This is a genomic window from Nocardia sp. NPDC057663, from assembly GCF_042799895.1.
In the GTDB taxonomy this organism is placed as follows: Bacteria; Actinomycetota; Actinomycetes; order Mycobacteriales; family Mycobacteriaceae; genus Nocardia.
This window is the reverse complement of the sequence record NZ_JBHVHX010000008.1, coordinates 158,564-175,819: the sequence shown is the minus strand read 5'-3', so window position 1 is coordinate 175,819 and position 17,256 is coordinate 158,564. Positions and strand designations below refer to the sequence as shown.

Annotated in this window: 22 protein-coding genes; 11 read left to right on the top strand and 11 right to left on the bottom strand. The window is 65.5% G+C overall.

The features are described 5' to 3' along the window. Nucleotide 1: 1 nt before the first annotated feature. The 5 genes from rpsE to ACFVAV_RS19620 all read right to left on the bottom strand — a co-directional run bounded on the left by rpsE (nt 2) and on the right by ACFVAV_RS19620 (nt 2,930). A complete protein-coding gene (gene rpsE / locus ACFVAV_RS19640) occupies nt 2-649 on the bottom strand; it encodes a 30S ribosomal protein S5 (RefSeq protein WP_378853423.1) in 648 nt (215 codons plus the stop codon). Between the two features lie 31 nt (nt 650-680). Beyond that, entirely contained in the window at nt 681-1,088 is a 408-nt protein-coding gene (rplR, locus tag ACFVAV_RS19635) for a 50S ribosomal protein L18 (protein ID WP_379036385.1), read from the bottom strand. A 2-nt stretch (nt 1,089-1,090) separates the two neighbouring features. After that, nucleotides 1,091-1,630 (bottom strand): 50S ribosomal protein L6, encoded by a 540-nt coding sequence (gene rplF / locus ACFVAV_RS19630; RefSeq protein WP_378853427.1) that lies wholly within the window; start codon nt 1,628-1,630, stop codon nt 1,091-1,093. Between the two features lie 13 nt (nt 1,631-1,643). Then, nucleotides 1,644-2,042 carry a 30S ribosomal protein S8 gene (gene rpsH, locus ACFVAV_RS19625; protein ID WP_014981717.1) on the bottom strand — a complete coding sequence of 133 codons (399 nt, stop codon included), beginning with the start codon at nt 2,040-2,042 and terminating at the stop codon, nt 1,644-1,646. 219 nt (nt 2,043-2,261) lie between these two features. After that, the gene (locus tag ACFVAV_RS19620) at nt 2,262-2,930 is read right to left on the bottom strand and encodes a YoaK family protein (protein WP_379036500.1); all 669 of its coding nucleotides are present in this window, start codon (nt 2,928-2,930) and stop codon (nt 2,262-2,264) included. 396 nt (nt 2,931-3,326) lie between these two features. Here ACFVAV_RS19620 and ACFVAV_RS19615 point away from each other — a divergent pair, with 396 nt between their 5' ends. After that, nucleotides 3,327-4,901, top strand: coding sequence for an alpha/beta hydrolase (locus tag ACFVAV_RS19615; RefSeq protein WP_379036384.1), 1,575 nt, complete (start codon nt 3,327-3,329; stop codon nt 4,899-4,901). 18 nt (nt 4,902-4,919) lie between these two features. On the opposite strand, the gene ACFVAV_RS19610 is transcribed toward ACFVAV_RS19615, so the two are convergent. From ACFVAV_RS19610 to rplN, 6 genes are all read right to left on the bottom strand, one after another. Then, complete coding sequence (locus ACFVAV_RS19610; RefSeq protein ID WP_379036382.1) at nt 4,920-5,132, bottom strand: hypothetical protein; 213 nt, start codon at nt 5,130-5,132, stop codon at nt 4,920-4,922. 162 nt (nt 5,133-5,294) lie between these two features. Next, the gene (locus tag ACFVAV_RS19605) at nt 5,295-5,546 is read right to left on the bottom strand and encodes a hypothetical protein (RefSeq protein ID WP_379036381.1); all 252 of its coding nucleotides are present in this window, start codon (nt 5,544-5,546) and stop codon (nt 5,295-5,297) included. Nucleotides 5,547-5,737: 191 nt separating this feature from the next. Next, entirely contained in the window at nt 5,738-5,923 is a 186-nt protein-coding gene (locus ACFVAV_RS19600; protein ID WP_014981705.1) for a type Z 30S ribosomal protein S14, read from the bottom strand. A 4-nt stretch (nt 5,924-5,927) separates the two neighbouring features. Then, nucleotides 5,928-6,491 (bottom strand): 50S ribosomal protein L5, encoded by a 564-nt coding sequence (gene rplE / locus ACFVAV_RS19595; protein WP_067491083.1) that lies wholly within the window; start codon nt 6,489-6,491, stop codon nt 5,928-5,930. Between the two features lies 1 nt (nt 6,492). Then, the gene (rplX, locus tag ACFVAV_RS19590) at nt 6,493-6,810 is read right to left on the bottom strand and encodes a 50S ribosomal protein L24 (protein WP_019045061.1); all 318 of its coding nucleotides are present in this window, start codon (nt 6,808-6,810) and stop codon (nt 6,493-6,495) included. A gap of 2 nt (nt 6,811-6,812) precedes the next feature. Further along, on the bottom strand, nt 6,813-7,181 hold the full coding sequence (gene rplN / locus ACFVAV_RS19585) for a 50S ribosomal protein L14 (RefSeq protein WP_043647623.1): 369 nt from the start codon (nt 7,179-7,181) through the stop codon (nt 6,813-6,815). 269 nt (nt 7,182-7,450) lie between these two features. Here rplN and ACFVAV_RS19580 point away from each other — a divergent pair, with 269 nt between their 5' ends. From ACFVAV_RS19580 to ACFVAV_RS19535, 10 genes are all read left to right on the top strand, one after another. Continuing rightward, complete coding sequence (locus ACFVAV_RS19580; RefSeq protein ID WP_379036380.1) at nt 7,451-7,897, top strand: hypothetical protein; 447 nt, start codon at nt 7,451-7,453, stop codon at nt 7,895-7,897. Between the two features lie 111 nt (nt 7,898-8,008). Continuing rightward, nucleotides 8,009-10,045: a M13 family metallopeptidase gene (locus tag ACFVAV_RS19575; protein WP_379036379.1), complete on the top strand. Its 2,037-nt coding sequence runs from the start codon at nt 8,009-8,011 to the stop codon at nt 10,043-10,045. A gap of 107 nt (nt 10,046-10,152) precedes the next feature. Next, nucleotides 10,153-11,130, top strand: coding sequence for an ABC transporter substrate-binding protein (locus tag ACFVAV_RS19570; protein ID WP_379036378.1), 978 nt, complete (start codon nt 10,153-10,155; stop codon nt 11,128-11,130). A 40-nt stretch (nt 11,131-11,170) separates the two neighbouring features. Continuing rightward, the gene (locus ACFVAV_RS19565) at nt 11,171-12,520 is read left to right on the top strand and encodes a SagB family peptide dehydrogenase (RefSeq protein ID WP_379036377.1); all 1,350 of its coding nucleotides are present in this window, start codon (nt 11,171-11,173) and stop codon (nt 12,518-12,520) included. 97 nt (nt 12,521-12,617) lie between these two features. Beyond that, nucleotides 12,618-13,118: a YbaB/EbfC family nucleoid-associated protein gene (locus tag ACFVAV_RS19560; protein ID WP_379036375.1), complete on the top strand. Its 501-nt coding sequence runs from the start codon at nt 12,618-12,620 to the stop codon at nt 13,116-13,118. Continuing rightward, nucleotides 13,115-13,417: a hypothetical protein gene (locus tag ACFVAV_RS19555; protein ID WP_379036374.1), complete on the top strand. Its 303-nt coding sequence runs from the start codon at nt 13,115-13,117 to the stop codon at nt 13,415-13,417. The genes ACFVAV_RS19560 and ACFVAV_RS19555 overlap by 4 nt, the downstream gene beginning before the upstream one ends. Before the next feature lie 13 nt (nt 13,418-13,430). Then, nucleotides 13,431-14,522 carry a hypothetical protein gene (locus tag ACFVAV_RS19550; RefSeq protein WP_379036373.1) on the top strand — a complete coding sequence of 364 codons (1,092 nt, stop codon included), beginning with the start codon at nt 13,431-13,433 and terminating at the stop codon, nt 14,520-14,522. Nucleotides 14,523-14,581: 59 nt separating this feature from the next. Continuing rightward, the gene (locus ACFVAV_RS19545; RefSeq protein ID WP_379036372.1) at nt 14,582-16,045 is read left to right on the top strand and encodes a hypothetical protein; all 1,464 of its coding nucleotides are present in this window, start codon (nt 14,582-14,584) and stop codon (nt 16,043-16,045) included. Nucleotides 16,046-16,092: 47 nt separating this feature from the next. Continuing rightward, entirely contained in the window at nt 16,093-16,611 is a 519-nt protein-coding gene (locus tag ACFVAV_RS19540; RefSeq protein ID WP_379036370.1) for a hypothetical protein, read from the top strand. Between the two features lie 80 nt (nt 16,612-16,691). Continuing rightward, a complete protein-coding gene (locus ACFVAV_RS19535) occupies nt 16,692-17,222 on the top strand; it encodes a hypothetical protein (RefSeq protein WP_379036369.1) in 531 nt (176 codons plus the stop codon). Nucleotides 17,223-17,256 lie beyond the last annotated feature (34 nt).

Genomic DNA, 17,256 nt, shown 5'->3' with positions numbered 1-17,256 from the left:
GTCAGGCTCCCTGTCCTGCACGCGCACGCAGCATGCCCGCCGGAGCGACATCCTCGATCGGCAGACCGCGACGCGCGGCAACCTCTTCGGGACGCTGGAGCATCTTGAGCGCGGCAACCGTCGCGTGAACGACGTTGATCGCATTGTCGCTACCGAGCGACTTGGCCAGAATGTCGTGAATGCCAGCGCATTCGAGCACGGCACGCGCCGCGCCACCGGCGATCACACCGGTACCGGGCGAAGCCGGACGCAGCATGACGACACCGGCCGCCGCCTCACCCTGAACCGGGTGAGTGATGGTCGAGCCGATCATCGGGACGCGGAAGAAGCCCTTGCGAGCCTCCTCGACACCCTTCTGGATGGCCGCGGGAACTTCCTTGGCCTTGCCGTAGCCGACGCCGACCAGACCGTTGCCGTCACCGACGATCACGAGGGCGGTGAAGCTGAAGCGACGACCACCCTTCACGACCTTGGAGACGCGGTTGATCGCGACTACGCGCTCGAGCTGGTTCTTCTCGGCGGCCTGGTCCCGACGGTCACCGCCACGACGGTCGCCGCCACCGCGACGATCGCCACGGCCGCCCTCGGGGGCATTGGGGTTCTGTCCGGCGGGTCCGCTGCCGCCGTCACGCCGCTGACGTCCCGGCATCAGACGTTCCTTCCGTTCGAAATAACAGTCATCAGAACTTCAACCCGCCTTCACGAGCGGCATCGGCCAGCGCCGCGATACGGCCGTGGTAGTCGTGACCACCACGGTCGAACACGACCGCCTCGATACCGGCAGCCTTGGCACGTTCGGCGATCAGCTGACCGACCTTGGCGCCCTTGGCGGACTTGTCGCCCTCCAGCGCACGCACATCGGCCTCGATCGAGGACGCGGCGGCGATGGTCTTGCCGACCGAGTCGTCGACGAGCTGGGCGTGCAGGTGCCGCGAGGAGCGGTTGACCACCAGGCGCGGACGCTCGGTGGTGCCGACGACCTTCTTGCGCAGACGGAAGTGACGGCGGGTCTTCGACAGACGACGCTTCGTGGAAACGTCCTTGCCCAGCGGAACCCGCTTGGCCTTCTGGTTTTCGGTTTGCGCCATGATCACTTACCCGTCTTTCCGACCTTGCGGCGAACGACCTCGCCGGCGTAGCGGATGCCCTTGCCCTTGTACGGGTCGGGCTTACGCAGTCCGTGGATGACAGCGGAGATCTGGCCGACCTTCTGCTTGTCGATTCCGGACACGGAGAACTTGGTGGGCGATTCCACCGCGAAGGTGATGCCCTCCGGGGCCTCGATCGGCACCGGGTGGCTGTAACCCAGGGCGAACTCGAGGTTCGAGCCCTTGGCGGCCACACGGTAACCGACACCGAAGATTTCCATCTTCTTCTCGTAGCCCTTGGTGACACCCTCGATCATGTTGGCGATCAGGGTGCGGCTCAGGCCGTGCAGCGAGCGGTTTGCGCGCTCGTCGTTCGGACGCTGGACCTCGAGCTCGTTGCCCTCGCCCTTGGCGACGGTGATCGGCTCGGCCACGGAGTGCGACAGGGTGCCCTTGGGACCCTTCACCGTGACGACCTGGCCGTCGATGGTGACGTCGACGCCGGCCGGAATCTCGATGGGCTTCTTACCAATACGCGACATTAGTAGTCCTCCCTTACCAGACGTAGGCGAGGACTTCGCCGCCCACGCCCTGCTTGGCCGCCTGACGGTCGGTGAGCAGACCGGTCGACGTGGAAATGATCGCCACGCCGAGGCCGCCGAGGACCTTGGGCAGGTTGGTGGACTTCGCGTACACACGCAGACCCGGCTTCGAGACGCGACGCAGGCCCTGCAGGCTGCGCTCACGGCTGGGGCCGTACTTCAGATCGACGACGAGGGACTTGCCCACGGTCGCGTCCTCGGTGCGGTAGTCGGCGATGTAGCCCTCACGCTTCAAGATCTCGGCGATGTTCGCCTTGAGCTTGGAGTGGGGCGCCTTCACCTGATCGTGGTACGCCGAGTTGGCGTTGCGCAGACGTGTCAAGAAGTCTGCGATCGGATCAGTCATGGTCATGGTTAGACCTCGACACCTTTCTCGCTGCGGTTCCCATGCAGCATCTCCCCGCTTGCGCGAGGTGACCGTGGGCCTACAACAATTCGGCTGGTCCGGACGGCACTTACCGACCGGATGAGTTCTCTGACGAGCTCTCGGTGCCTGGACCGTCCGCCTACGCGAGGCGCCAGCGGACACAGAGGTGCCCAGGCAACCGCTCTAGTGTAGGCAATGCCGTGGTCAGGACAAAATCTGGGGCTCGGTCGCGGCCTTGGCTGTGAGCAGGATCGCCACGGCCGAGACGACGGTGGCCACGATCAGCATCATCTCGCCGCCGACCAGCACGCTCAGCACGCCGCCGAGGAAGGCGCCCCCAGCGAAGGATCCGTACTGCAGCGCGTAGCCGAGCCAATCACGGGAACTGCCGCCGCTGACATGGCTTTCGATGCCCTGACTCAGCTTCACCACCGTCCCGGTGGCGTAGCTCAGCGGAACGCTGGTCTCGCCGTTCTTGACGAAGGCGGTGTTGAGCGCGCCGACCGCGAACGCGACGAAGGCGATGGGGATGAACCCCACCTCCTGCCCGCCCGTGCGGTCGAGGACCCAGTCGACGACGGCTGCCACGGCCAGGGCCGCCGTGGTCACCACGGCCGCGCCGTGGCGGCTGTCGCGCCACACGCGTCGCCGCAGCAGCGAGGCCACGAACACGCCGAGACCGAAGGAGAAGAGCAGTGTGATGGCACCGGTGGCCAAGACCACGTCATTGTCGAACCAGCCGAGGACGGCTCGCTCGGTATTTCCGGTCATGAATGTCACGAAATATCCGGCGGAATGCGTGTAGGCGGCAGCACCGATAAATCCGGCCAATACCGAAAGAAAGGCGACCATCGGCATCGCGCCGGTCGGCATCCCCCGGAACGAGGGGCGGTGGTCCAGGTCACGCCGGGTTTTCTCTGTGGTTACCGTCACAATCCCACTTCCTCCACTTGTCCTGGAATTAGGGATCGTCGTCGACACCCGGTTGCGCCACATTTCCGCGCAACAACCCCGACAGTAGCGACGAAGTAGCGCGCCGACCACCTCGGCACGGAAATTATCGGGAAAAACACAGAGTCTGCCGAAATAGGCAACTCCGCGTTAACCGAACAATACGAAATAAATTCAGGAACGGGCGGTGCGGAACGGGGTCGCCGCAACGGGTAACCTGGGCGGATGGGCGAATTCCGTTCCGCGCCAACTAGTTTCCTGAAGTAAGCATGTGATAGCTTCGCGAGGTTCATCCGATCTGCGCAGGAGGCTCGGCAGTTGTATTCGCGCTCTTGGCGCCGTGGAACTCGCCGCGGCTGGACCCGCGTTCTCGCTGTGCTGCTCGGCATCGGCGCTCTCACCGTCCCGTCCCCCGCCGGCGCGGCCGATCCGTACGTCGATCAGCTCGCCGAGACCGCGAGCACGCCGGGGCTGCAGTGGTCGGACTGCGAGGACGGCTTCTCCTGCACGTGGGCGCGGGTGCCGCTGGACTACCACAGCCCGCAGGGCGAGCAGATCGAGCTGGCGGTGATCAAGCTGCCCGCGACCGATCCCGGTCGCCGGATCGGCACCCTGTTCGTGAACTTCGGCGGGCCGGGACCGTCGGGCGTCGACCGGCTCCGCGAGCGGGCGCGGTGGCCGTGGTTGTTCTCCGCGGAACTGCGGGCCCGGTTCGATCTGGTGTCGTGGGATCCGCGTTCGGTCTCACGCAGCGCTCCGACCCTCTGTTTTCCCTCGACCGCCGAGCAAGAGGCCTACTTCGCGACCTTCCCCGGCATACCGGCGGGTCCCGGCGAGGAACCGGAGTTCTTCGCCCGCTCCGCCGATATCGCCGCCCGCTGCGGCGCGTCCGCGGGCCCGATCCTGGCGCACGCTTCGACCACGAATACCGCCCGTGACCTGGAGTTGCTGCGACGCGCGGTGGGCGACGCGGCGCTGACCTATCACGGCATCTCCTACGGCACGCAGGTCGGCGCGGTCTACGCCAACATGTTCCCGGGCCGGGTGCGGGCGATGGCGCTGGACGGGTCACTGGACTTCGAGGGCAATGCGAACGGGCACGGCGCCGACGGCGCGAACCTGCCGCTCGACACCAGGCAGGGCGTGGCCGACGCCGTCGCCGAGACCTTCGACGTCTTCCTGCGTGACTGCTCGGCCGCGGGTCCGGCCTGCGCGTTCTCGGCGGGTGACCCGAAACTCAAGTGGATCGCGCTCGCCGAACGAGCGCGGCTCGCCCCCATCGTGGTCGACGGCACGTCGTGGACCTACGGGCAGATCGTGGCCGCCGCGGGCAGCCTCGCGCGCCCGGATACCTACCCCGACCTGGCGATCCTGCTACAGCAACTCTTCGACGCGGGAACCTCGCTGCTCCCGGCCGTCACGCACGACGCGGTCTTCGCGAAAGAGCACCCCGCCAACCGCGTCGAGGCGTTCTATTCGATCCAGTGCACCGACAGCGCCGTCCCGACCGACCCCGCCGTCTACAGCCGGGTCGGCGCTGTCGAAGACCTGCGCGTCCCCTATTTCGGCCGCACCGCCGTCTTCAACGCCACCCCCTGCGCCTTCTGGCCCGCCCGTGACGCCGACCGCTACACCGGCCCGTGGAATCGCGAGACAGCTGCCCCGATCCTGGTCCTGAACAGCAGGTACGACCCGGCGACGCCCCTGGGTGGCGCCGTCGCCGGCGCCACCCAATTGGCCAACGCCCGCGTGGTCGTCGTGGAAGGCGCGGGTCACTCCAGCATGTACGTGCCCAGCACCTGCGCCGAGCAGGTCAAACGCGACTATCTGTTCACCGGCCAGCTCCCCCCGGCCGACCTCCGCTGCGGGATCGACCGGCCCCCTTTCGGCTGACCTGCGGGGACGCGATGGTCAGCGGGTCACGCACACCATGCTGAGCAGTGGGCCGTAAGGATTCTCAGCGCTGCCCGCAAGGACGAGCAGGCCACCGACCGGGCTGCAGAGGACATCCAGGCTCGACGAGCCGCTGCCCGCGACCGGCGTCTGGGCATGCGCGGTGGTTGCCGTGACGGCGGGGGCGAGGAGGAACAGTGCGAGGGCGGAGGTTACGGCGAGCTTCTTCATGGCTCCACTGTGCCCGACCACCTGCGCGCCGAGCACGCCCCAAGTTGCTGTGGCACCAAACCTCAGGCTCTGCGAGAGTTCGTCAGCCGACCGAGCCGAGGACGACGCCAGGGGGTGCGGAAAGGCCTCGGCTACCTGCTCAAAGACCGCTTCTCCGACATCTCAGCTCAGCAGGCAGAGCAGGTCATACAGCGGCGGCTTCTCGACACTGCCCGTGGCGAACAACAACTGCGCGACCGGCGAACAGATCAACGCCGTCTCCGACGACCCCGACCCACCCTTCGACGAACCGGTGCCGCCTTGCGCGGAGCCGGATTCGGCGACCGGTGCGGGCGCGACAGGAGCTGCGGAGGCGACGGCGGGCGCCGACAGCAGCGCACACGACAGAACGGCGACAGTAGCGATCTTCTTCATGCGCCAAGGGAACACGACAGAGGCCGTCCATAAGAGTGAAATCCAAATATTTCACCTACCTTCCGGCAGGCCGCTCGCCAACCGACGAGATTTGTCCTTCCCGAAACACGCGAAGGCACGGACTCCCTCGCGGAAGTCCGTGCCTTCGTTCGTTATTCGCCTAGGTGGCAGCGCTCACGAGGAGCGCGGGCTCACCAGGAGCTCTTGTGCACGCCCGGGAGCTCGCCACGGTGGGCCATCTCACGCAGGCACACGCGGCACAGGCCGAACTTGCGGTACACCGCGTGGGGGCGGCCGCAACGCTGGCAGCGGGTGTAGGCGCGGACCGCGAACTTCGGCTTGGCGTTGGCCTTGTTGACCAGTGCTTTCTTGGCCATGTGCTCAGTTCTCCTTGAACGGGAAGCCGAGGTGCTTGAGCAGCGCACGGCCTTCTTCGTTGTTGGTCGCAGTGGTCACCACGGTGATGTCCATACCGCGCGGGCGGTCGATGGAATCCACGTCGATCTCGTGGAACATCGACTGCTCGCTCAGGCCGAACGTGTAGTTGCCGTTGCCGTCGAACTGCTTCGGCGACAGACCGCGGAAGTCGCGGATACGCGGCAGCGCGATGGAGACCAGGCGGTCCAGGAACTCCCACATGCGGTCGCCACGGAGGGTGACCTTCGCGCCGATCGGCATGCCCTCACGGAGCTTGAACTGCGCGATCGACTTGGTGGCCTTGCGGATCTCCGGCTTCTGGCCGGTGATCAGCTCGAGGTCCTTGACGGCACCGTTGATCAGCTTCGCGTCGCGGGCGGCGTCACCGACACCCATGTTGACGACGACCTTGACGACGCCCGGGATCTGCATCACGTTGGCGTACTCGAACTCGCTGTTCAGCGCGTCCTTGATCTCGGCGCGGTAGCGCGCCTTCAGCCGGGGCTGAGTCTGCTCAGAGGTGGTCATGTCAGATGTCCTTCCCGTTCTTACGGGAGATCCGAACCCGCTTGCCGGTCTCTTCGTCGGTGCGGTAGCCGACGCGAGTCGGGTTACCGTCGGAGTCGACGACCATCACGTTGGAAACCTGGATGGGGGCTTCCTGGGTAACGATGCCACCCGAGGAGGCGCCACGCTGGTTCGCGGAATCCGCGACGTGCTTCTTGATGCGGTTCACGCCTTCGACGAGAACCTTGCCGGTCGCCGGGTAGGCCTGAATGACCTTGCCCTTGGCGCCCTTGTCCTTGCCCGAGATGACGAGGACGGTGTCACCCTTGTGCACCTTCATGGTCAGAGCACCTCCGGGGCCAGCGAAACGATCTTCATGAAGCGCTTGTCGCGCAGCTCACGGCCGACCGGGCCGAAGATGCGAGTGCCGCGAGGATCGTTGTCCGGCTTGATCAGCACGGCAGCGTTCTCGTCGAACTTGATGTAGGAACCGTCCGGACGGCGGCGCTCCTTGACGGTGCGCACGACGACAGCCTTGACGACGTCGCCCTTCTTGACGTTCGCGCCGGGGATGGCGTCCTTGACGGTGGCGACGATGATGTCACCGATACCGGCATAGCGACGCGACGAGCCACCGAGCACGCGGATGCAAAGGATTTCCTTCGCCCCGGTGTTGTCGGCGACGCGCAGTCGCGACTCCTGCTGAATCACTTCAGCACCTCCTGGACCTGGATGTATACGTACGCCGGATTGCCGACCCGACGCACATGGTCAGTCACCCACCGGACGCGCGCCTGCCAGCGGAAATACCTACCACTGGGGGTTCACTGCCGGATTGCGGGCGCAGAGCTCCCGCAGGCAACCGGTCTAGTGTAGGTGAATCCCCAGGTCGACCCAAATCGGGGTCGCTCCCACAAATCTGAAGCAGATATGTTTCAAACCTCTGTGGTCGCGGTCATGCCGTTGCTACGGTCCCGCGCATGAAGCTCTCCCAGCCGGCCACCCGCCGCCTCGCGACCACCACGAGCGCCTTCGCCGCCGTACTCGCGCTCGCCATGCCGCACGCCACCGCGGGCCCGATCATCGACATGCTCACCGACACCCTCACGGTCGGCTGCACCTCCAAGATCGACGTCGTCGGCCTCGACGACTATGTCGGCGCCCAGGTGGACTTCGTCGCCAACGGCAAGTTCTTCGCCAGCGACACCGTCGACCTGGAAATAACCGCAGGCGGCGTCACCGTGGCCAAGGCTACCGCCTACTACCACGTCGAAACCGAGGTCGAGGTGCAGCTCTCGCTGCTCCTGCACGCCACCGGCACCCCGCTGGTCACCAAGCGGGTCCCGACCGTCATGAAGATCGTGGACGCGGGCAGCGGACTGGCCTGCGACCTGGCGACCGGCAGCTCCGGAATCTCCGCCGACTGACCGGCCCCGATCGGCCGGTACCCCACCGACTCGGCGTCGCGCCGGTAGCCTGTGCGAGCTGGTTCGCAACGAGCACGGGTGCGGCTCCGCCGCATCGGGGAAGGAAAACCTGTGACATCGTCCGGTCGTCCGTCGGTCGTGGATCGCCGCGCATTCCTGATCGCCATGGGCCTGGTCCCCGTGGCGGCCGCGCTGGCCTCGTGCACGTCCGACACCACCGAAGTGCAGCTCACCGGCGTGGACATGGGCGGCGGCGACCCGGCGATCCGCCCACAGGACGACCTCTACCGCCACGTCAACGGCGCCTGGCTGCGCGACTACCAGCTGCCGCCGGACAAGGCCTCGGTCGGCGCGATCACCGACGCCAACGACCGCACGCTCGAGCAGCTGCGCGCGATCATCACGGGCATCAAGGACCCGAAGCAGGGATCCGAGGCCCAGCAGATCAAGGATCTCTACGACGCCAGGATGGACCTCGACGAGATCGAACGCCTCGGCATCACACCGCTGACCGGCCTGTTCACCGCGATCGACAACGCCGCGGGCAAGCCGGAACTGGCGAAGGTCATGGCCGAGGCGCCGATCGCCGGGTTGATCGGGATGGGCATCGGCATCGACCGCAAGAACTCCGAGGCCTATATCCCCAGCGTCAGCCAGGCTGGGCTCACCCTGGGCGAGCAGTACTACCGCAAGCCCGAGTTCGCGGCGCAGCTCGCCGGCTACCTGACCTACCTCGAGCAGCTGTCCAAGGGACTCGGTCTGCCCGACCCCGCCGGGGTGGCGCAGCGGATGCTGGACCTGGAGAAGCGGATCGCCGCGGCGCACTGGGACAGCGTGCGCCTGCGCAACACCGACGCCACCTACAACCTGATGAGCTGGCAGGAACTGACCGCGCTCGGCCCGCAGTTCGACTGGGAGCCGTGGCTGGCGGGCATGACCGACCGGCCCAAGTCGTTGTTCGACAAGATGGTGGTGGGTCAGCCGTCGTTCATCACCGCGGCCGCGCAGCTGTGGAGCGAGGTCGACATCGCCCAGTGGCGCGACTACCTCAAGCTGCACGTGGCCAACGCCTACGCGCGCTTCCTGCCCAAGGCCATCGCCGATGCCCGCTTCGACTTCTTCGGCAAGTTGCTGGCCGGACTGGAGGTGAAGCCGGAGATGTGGCGCTCCGCGGTGGGCGTGGTCGACGACAATCTCGGCGAACCGCTGGGAAAGCTGTACGTGGACAAGCACTTCCCGCCCGTGGCCAAGGAACGCGCGCTCGTGATGGTCGACGACCTGTTCGCCGCCTACCGCGACAACTTCACCAACTCGACCTGGATGTCGCAGCCGACCCGCGAGGCCTCGATCGCCAAGCTGGACAAGATCGTCACCCAGATCGGCTACCCCGACAAGTGGGTCGACTATTCCTCGGTGCAGATCACCCGCGGCAAGTTGATCGAATCCCTGCTGGCCATCAACACCTTCGAGTCCAAGCGCGCGTTCGCCCGTCTGGGCACCGAGGTGGACAAGTCGGAGTGGGGCATGTCGCCGCAGACGGTGAACGCCTACTACAGCGCGACCGCCAACCAGATCGTCTTCCCCGCGGCCTACTTGCAGCCGCCGTTCTTCGACAAGGACGCCCAGGCCGCGGTCAACTACGGCGCGGTCGGCTCGACCATCGGTCACGAGATCGGGCACGGCTTCGACGACCAGGGCTCCAAGTACGACGGTGACGGCAACCGCCGGGACTGGTGGACGCCCGAGGACCGCGCCGCCTTCGACGCCAAGACTCAGCAGATCATCGCGCAGTACGACGTGCTGGTGCCCGAGGGCGCGCCGGAGGGCCAGCATGTGAACGGCGCGCTCACCGTCGGCGAGAATCTGGCCGACCTGCGCGGGCTGCAGATCGCGCTGGCCGCGTACCAGAAGGTCGCGCAGCGCTCGGGCGAGCAGCCCGATTTCCAGACGATGTTCAAGTCATGGGCCCGGCAGTGGCGGGACAAGCAGACCGAGGAAGCGACCCTGCAGAGCTTGCAGGACACGCACTCCCCCAACGAGTTCCGCTGCAATCAGGTCGTCCGCAATATCGCCGAGTTCTACACGACCTTCGGCGTGCAGGAGGGCGACAAGCTGTTCATGCCGCAGGATCAGCGGGTCACTCTCTAGGGATGACTCCCCCTCCGAAACCGACGTAGGTTAGCCTAGGCTGACTTACGCTGGAACCGGCTCGACGAGCCGATCGAGGACCTTCCTCGATGAAGGAGGATGCAACGATGACGTCTGTTCGGACTTCGCGCGGTTGGCGGCGCGCGGCGGTGGCCGCACTCGCCGGCGCGCTCGCCTTCGGCGTCGCCGCCTGCGGTTCCACCGACGATGCCGCCGGCTCGGGCGAGCCGGTGTCCATCACCCACGCGCGCGGCGAGACCACCGTGACCGGAACGCCCGCGAAGATCGTCACCCTGGGCAACCAGTGGCTCGACACCTCGCTGGCGCTGGGCGTGGTCCCCGTCGGCTACATCGACAATGTGTCCGCGGTGTCGAAGAGCACCCCGCCGTGGCAGCCGGAGAGCCTGAAGTCGGCCAAGGCGCTCAACACCACCGGCAATATCGCCGAGCAGGTCGCCGCGCTGGAACCGGATCTGATCCTGGCCGACCCGTTCATCGCCGACCAGAAGACCTACGACGAGCTGTCCAAGATCGCGCCGACGCTGCCCGCGCTGACCAAGGACGCCGTCACCCCGTGGCAGGACCAGGTCACCGCGCTGGGCAAGGTGCTGCACAAGGAATCCGACGCGACCGCGGTGATCAAGAAGGTCGACGACAAGGTCTCGGCGATCACCACCGCCAACCCCGGCCTGAAGGGCAAGACCTTCGCCAGCACCTGGCTGGCCAGCCCCGCGCAGCTGATGGTGCTGACCGACCCCAACGACGGGTCGGCCAAGGTCTTCACCCAGCTCGGCATGGGCATTCCGGCCAACCTCACCGCGCAGCCGTCCAACCAGGGCCGCTTGGCGCTCTCGCCGGAGCGCGTCGACGAACTGACCGCCGACCTGCTGCTGGCCGGCTACTCCCCCGGCCTGGACGAGAAGTACCGCCAGCTGCCCGGCTACAGCGAGCTGCCGTCGGTGCGCAAGGGTTCGGTCGTCTTCCTGACCACCCAGGAGATCAGCGCCATCAACCAGCCCTCCGCGCTGTCGGTGCCCTACATCCTGGACAAGCTGGAGCCGTCCTTCGCCGCAGCGGCGAAATAGCCTCCGCATCATCGACGTTCGACCCGGCAAGGAACTCGCTGTGCTCGCCTCCCCGTACCCCGCCCAGACCCGATTCGCGCTGCGCGCCGGTGTCACCTGCCTCACCACCCCCGCGGGGGCGGTGCTGCTGAACCCGCCGCGCAATGTGAAATTGACCGGCCTGGGCGCCGGTGCGCTGCAGGCGCTGAAGACGCTCAACCAGGGCCCAGCGACGGCGGCCGAGATGTCGACCGCCGCCGCCGGTGACGACATCACGGCACTGATGCGCAAGCTCACCGACGGCGGCTGGCTGGCGGTGACGGTGCGCGACGGCGGCCGCGATCTCTACAGCATCCGCCCGTTCGCCGAGCCCGCGCCGCGTCCCGAGGTGGCCCTGCCGACCTGGTCGGCGACGCTGTCGAAGTTCGCTGTGCTGCACCGCGATGCCCAGGGTTTCGTGCTCGAGCATCCGCGGGCGTGGTGCGATCTGCGCATCCACGATCCGCGCCTGCTCGCCCTGCTCGACGGTCCGATGGCCGCCGATTCGCCGGTACCCGCCGCGGTGAAGTCGCAGTTCATGGCGGATCTGCAGTGGTGCGGGTTCCTGGTCGACGGTGACGAGGAGGAGCACGAGTTCGCCACCCGCTCCTGGAACGCCCCCGACCTGTGGTTCCACCGCCGCAGCACCCTCGGCGCCCGCACGGTGACCTGGGACGATTTCGGCCCGACCCGCTGGGCCGACGGCCGCTTCCCCGAATTGCCCGCCCGCCGTACGCCGTTCGCGGCCGACCCGATCGCGCTGGCCCGCCCCGACCTCGCCGGACTGCGCGACGCCGACCCCAGCCTCACCGCCACCCTCGAGGATCGCGTGTCGACCCGCGCGTTCGACGACGCGGCGCCGATCACCGCCGCCCAGCTGGGCGAGCTGCTGTTCCGCAGCGCCCGCACCCGCGAGGACGGCTCCCGCCCGTACCCGTCGGGCGGCGGCGCCTACGAACTCGAGGTCTACCCGGTCATCCGCAATGTCGCAGGCCTGGACAACGGCATGTACCACTACGACTCGACCGACCACGCCCTGCGCCTGGTCGCCCCCGCCGACGCCCCCGCCGTCCAGAAGCTGCTCAAAGCCACCTCGGCCACCCTGGCCGGCGGCGCGGAACCCCAAGTCCTGCTCCTGGTCTCGGCCCGCGCGGGCCGCGTCATGTGGAGCTACGAACAGGTCGCCTACGCCAACATCCTCAAGCACGTCGGCGTCTTCATGCAGACCGTCTACCTGGCCGCCACCGCCATGCACCTCGGCGTCGTCGCCCAGGGCTTCAGCGACACCTCCGCCTTCGCCGCCGCCACCGGCATCGACGAACTCGAGGAATGCAACGTGGGTAGCATCATCGTGGGCTCTCGAACCGCCTGATCCTCGGCGTGGACGAGATCCACGTCACCTCGATGGAACCTCCGGCGGGTTTCGCGCGTCCAATCGTTAGACGTGCTTCCTATCGGATCGGGGACTCATGAACGACTGGTCGGCGCCGACGCGGGCTGCCAATGACGCCTTGCGCGCGCAGATCGACTCGATGCTGGACTCGTTCACCGCCGAGAAGTCGGCACTGCTGGACGCACAGTCGCGGGCCACCGAGCAGGTGAGCGTGTGGTCGGCGGACAACCTGGTGCGTGTTTCCGGCACGATCGCAGGGATCTCGGAGGTGCACATCGCGCCGGAGGCCTTCAAACGCGCCACGCCGGAGTCGCTGGGCCGATCGGTCACCGAGGCCATCGCGAGCCTGGCGGCCGAGACGGCTCGTGTACGCGAGGACGCACTGGCACCGCTGACCTCGGGAATGCCCGACCTGCCCGACCTGATTCCGGGCGCTCCCAGCATGAAAGATCTGATCGCCCAGCTCATTCCGCCCCCTCCCCCCGAGCCGGAACCGGTCCCCGAACCGCGCCGCCTCGTCGAGGACACCGACGACGAAGAGGGCGAATACTTCCGCAACCGCGGATACCTGCGATGAGCTCACTGAACGTCGACCCCGCCGCGCTGCGGGGGACCCAGCCGTCGTTCGACTCCGTCGCGAACACGATCACCACCGGCGCCCAGGCGCTGGCCGCGGTGATCGCGGCAGAAGGTGAATGCTGGAGCAAAGACGAGGTCGGTGAGGCCTTCGCAAAGAACTACACGGAGCCACGCCGCACTCGGCGCACCCGTCTCCGTCATACGGATCGGTATCCACCTCACCGGCGCGGCGAACCTCGACGTAGGCTTGGGATCCCGCTCAGCGCAGCCCAGGTCGAGTTCGAAGCGCCGCGATGAGGGGGGATTAGGGATGGATTACTGGACCGGGATCGTTCAACGGATCTTCTACCGTATCCGGTTCGAACCAGAGTTGAGCCCGAAGCTGGCGGCTCGGATTGCTACCGCGCTGTTGGTCGAACCGATCGAGTATCTGACAGCGGCAGACGAATATCGATCGCTCGCCGACGGTTTGCGTCGCCGGGCACCGTTGCCAACCCCCGTTCAGATGCGCCAGCCGGAGGACGAGCTACGACACTTCCTGGCGCAAGTCGTCGAGAACATGGATTCGATGCGTCCATGGCCGACAATTCCCTACACCCCCTTGCCCGCCGACTACCTGAGCGAATTCGGGAATGCCCGACCGATAGCCAGACTCGCGCTCACGGTCAACCAGGTGGAGGGACGCCTTGCTCGCGGATTCAATCGCGACAGCGAGGATGGACCATTCCTGCTGCTGAGAATGAGTTCCGGAACGATCGTCGGATTCTTCTCTCCATACTGGAACGGAAGCGATGACGTCATCGTCTATGCCGCCGACCCAGCTCTTGACCCGGGCGAAGTTATCCGAGAATTGACCGACACCGGAAGAGTGAAACTGGGACGGATTTTCCAACTCGACGAACCAGGCATTCAGCCGAGCGCGACCCGCTATGAGACGACGCCAATACTTCCCACATTTCAAGGAGAACACCTTCCCGGGAACTCTGCATGGGATGGGAAACAGGTCCAATATCTGAACGATACAGCGCGGCAAGCTTTCCGCCTGCACAGCTACGACGGCCTCCTGCACGACCACAAGGGCGAGTTGTTCGACACCACGGCCGCACAGACGCTCTGGACTCCGCAGGGTGGGCGAGCAATCTTCATCATGGATCACGATGGATATTTCTACTCCGCGCCGTTTCATATTCTGGGCGAGTTTCATCATTCAAGTCTATCGGCAGGAGCACCGGTTGCGGGGGCCGGGGAAATTCAGGCGGCGGCCGGACAAGTTCTCCTCGTGAGCGATCAGAGTAGCCACTACCGGCCGACCCGAAAATATACACACCAAGTGGTGGGCAGCCTCCGACGGCAAGGAATAAGCATCGACGATAGCCAGATCGAGTACCACTCTGCCGAATGAAGACCCGATACCGCGGGCATCCGGGAACAACTATTTTCAGCCGAATGAAGGCGAGTGACGTGAGCTACTGGCGGCCTGTCGTGAATGCGATCCTGTACTCGGTGCAGTTCGAGAAGGAGCTCGACGACCATGTCGTCGGCAGGATCGCGTACTCGCTCCTGACAGAGCCGCTTACCACGCTGACCCCGGAGGGGCAGTATCAGGCACTCTCCGACGGCCTCGCGACGGGGGCACCCCTTCCAACACTCGTGCAGATGCCTCAGGATCCGGCAGAACTGCGGGAATTCTTGAGTCGAGTAGTTGCACGCATGGACGATATGCGCCCATGGCCGACGTTGCCTTATCTTCGATTGCCCAAAGAAAGCGTCTCAACTTTCAAGAATGCCATGCCGATCGCACGCATATCGGCACGTGTCGACGATATCCAGGCCCGGATATCCCGTGGATTCTATTGGGGAACCGAATACGGAATCTTCATCCCCTTGAAGATGAGCTCCGGGAGAATTATCGGCATGTTCACTCCGTTCTGGGACGGCAGCGACGATATTGTTCTCGTCGATGCGACACACGACACCGAACCGGGTGCCGTCATCGATGAATTGCTGTCCGCCACGCGAATCGATCCAGGAACGGTCACCCGCCTTACCGCGGAAGACCTGGAGCGGTTCACCGAAGAATATGCGACGACTCCGATTCAAGACAATTTTCGCGGCGAGCATGCACCCGGAAATCCCGTATGGGGCGGGAGTCAAGTCCCGAACCTGACGGGCGTAACGAGCCGAAATGATCCGGTTCGACTGACACACGGATTGACGATAATCGCTGCAGGCACCGATGAGGGGGCACCGATGACCAAGAATTGGGATGAAGTTGTCAGCGCGATCTACAACCGCATACAGTTCGAGCGAGTCCTGAGCGATAAGGTTGTCGATTGGATCACTCTCGCGCTGGTGCACAACCTGTGCAGGAACCTGACTCCGCCACAGGTGTATGACACCATCGCCCGCGGAGTACTGTTCAACGAACCTTTCCCGACGCCGATCCCTACGCGACACACTGCCGAGGCACTACGAAAATTTCTTTCGAGAGTCGTGCGCCGGATGGATGAATTGAGGCCGTGGCCAGAGCTTGCCGTCTCATCGGTACCCGATAGCGAACTCCCCCGGTTCTCGAGTATATCGCCGGCCGCACGGATAGAAACCACAGTTGATGAATTTCAATCACGGCTTTCCACCGTTTTCAGGAACCATCCCAAGGGCGGAACCTACCTGCTGCTCGATCTGCGAACCGGCGCCTTGCTGGGACTGTTCGCACCACCGGACCGTCAGCCCGTGTACGTGATGGTGACCGGCACCTACGGGAGCGATGAGCCCCATGTCCGCGAACTAGTATCGGCGGCAAACCTCGCTCCGAGTCGCGTGACGCGTCTGAATCCCACCGGCCACACAAAGGCGACTATCTCTGCGTGTTGGAGGGCCGGGACCCGCAACAGCCTCCGGCGCCTCCGTGGCTGGCAGAAGTGAACGATTCCATATCAGCAGCATCGGACCCCCGACTGCAGCGTGCGCCCGTGACGGCGCGAGAAGAAGCACAAGCGCTGTTGGAGAACGTGTTCGAGCGTGGCCGGGAATTTCAGGTGATGGAATGCAAACATGGGTGGGTCGCCCAGGCGATCTTGACGGATGAAGAAATCTCGCAGGGCGCCGGGCTGGGGCTCGGGCACTACGTGCTCAACAAGAGGACCGGTGCGGTGACGGCTCATGCGAGCCTGTCGTCGACGACGATCGGCGAGCAGTTCGATGCGGCGATCGAGGCCGGTGAACGGGTGGCCGGATATCAGGTCTACCCCCCGCTCCGGCGAATCCACTTGCAACGAGCGGCGGAAGACTCACGAAGCATCAGCTACCGCGTCGAGGTTGCCCGGTTGGACCGGCCTGGCGAGCGGATGACCACTCAACAGGTCAAGATCGTCAAAAGCCCCCTCGGCTACAACCCGACGGACAGCATCTCACGCTTCGTGGCAGCCTGGGCGGAGATGCGACACCGGACGACCGGGATCTGGCCTATGGAAGGAACGTTCGACCATTAGCGATCCCTAACCACCACACAACCTGACCGGAGGGTCGGTCGGCTTGTGGTCGATTCCCATCGACCCCCAAGGAGCGACACATGCCGGGCCCACCGCTACTCAGCAAGGAACAAGCGCGGGACTACCTGGCGGAAGCGTTCCCGACCCAGACATTCACACTGACCGAGTTCCAGCACGGGTGGGTGTGCCGACCAACGCTGACATCGGAGCAGACAGCGTCAGGCCAAGCCCTGGGACAGACCAGCTACGTGCTGAACAAGCAGACCGGAATAGTGACGGTTCACGACAGCCTGCATCCGTGGACGATCGGGGAGAACTACGACCGGGCTATCGAAGCGGGCCAACCGCCCCAAGGTCACCAGATCTATCCGAGACGCCGCAGGGCGACATTCCACCGCACGGCCGAGACGTCAGCGACGATCACCTACCAGGTAACAGCGACGTCGCTGGAGAACCCGGCGGAACCACCCCAGACCTACCCACTGACGTTCGACAAGCAGACCCTCAAACGGAACCAACGCGGACCGATGGACTCACTGGTGGTCTCGAAGGCGAAGTGGCTCAGCCGTCAGGGCCGGAGCTGGCCGGCGGAAGGGATGATCGAGGAGTAGACGACTCGGCTGGCTCAACCACAGCCGAGCAGAG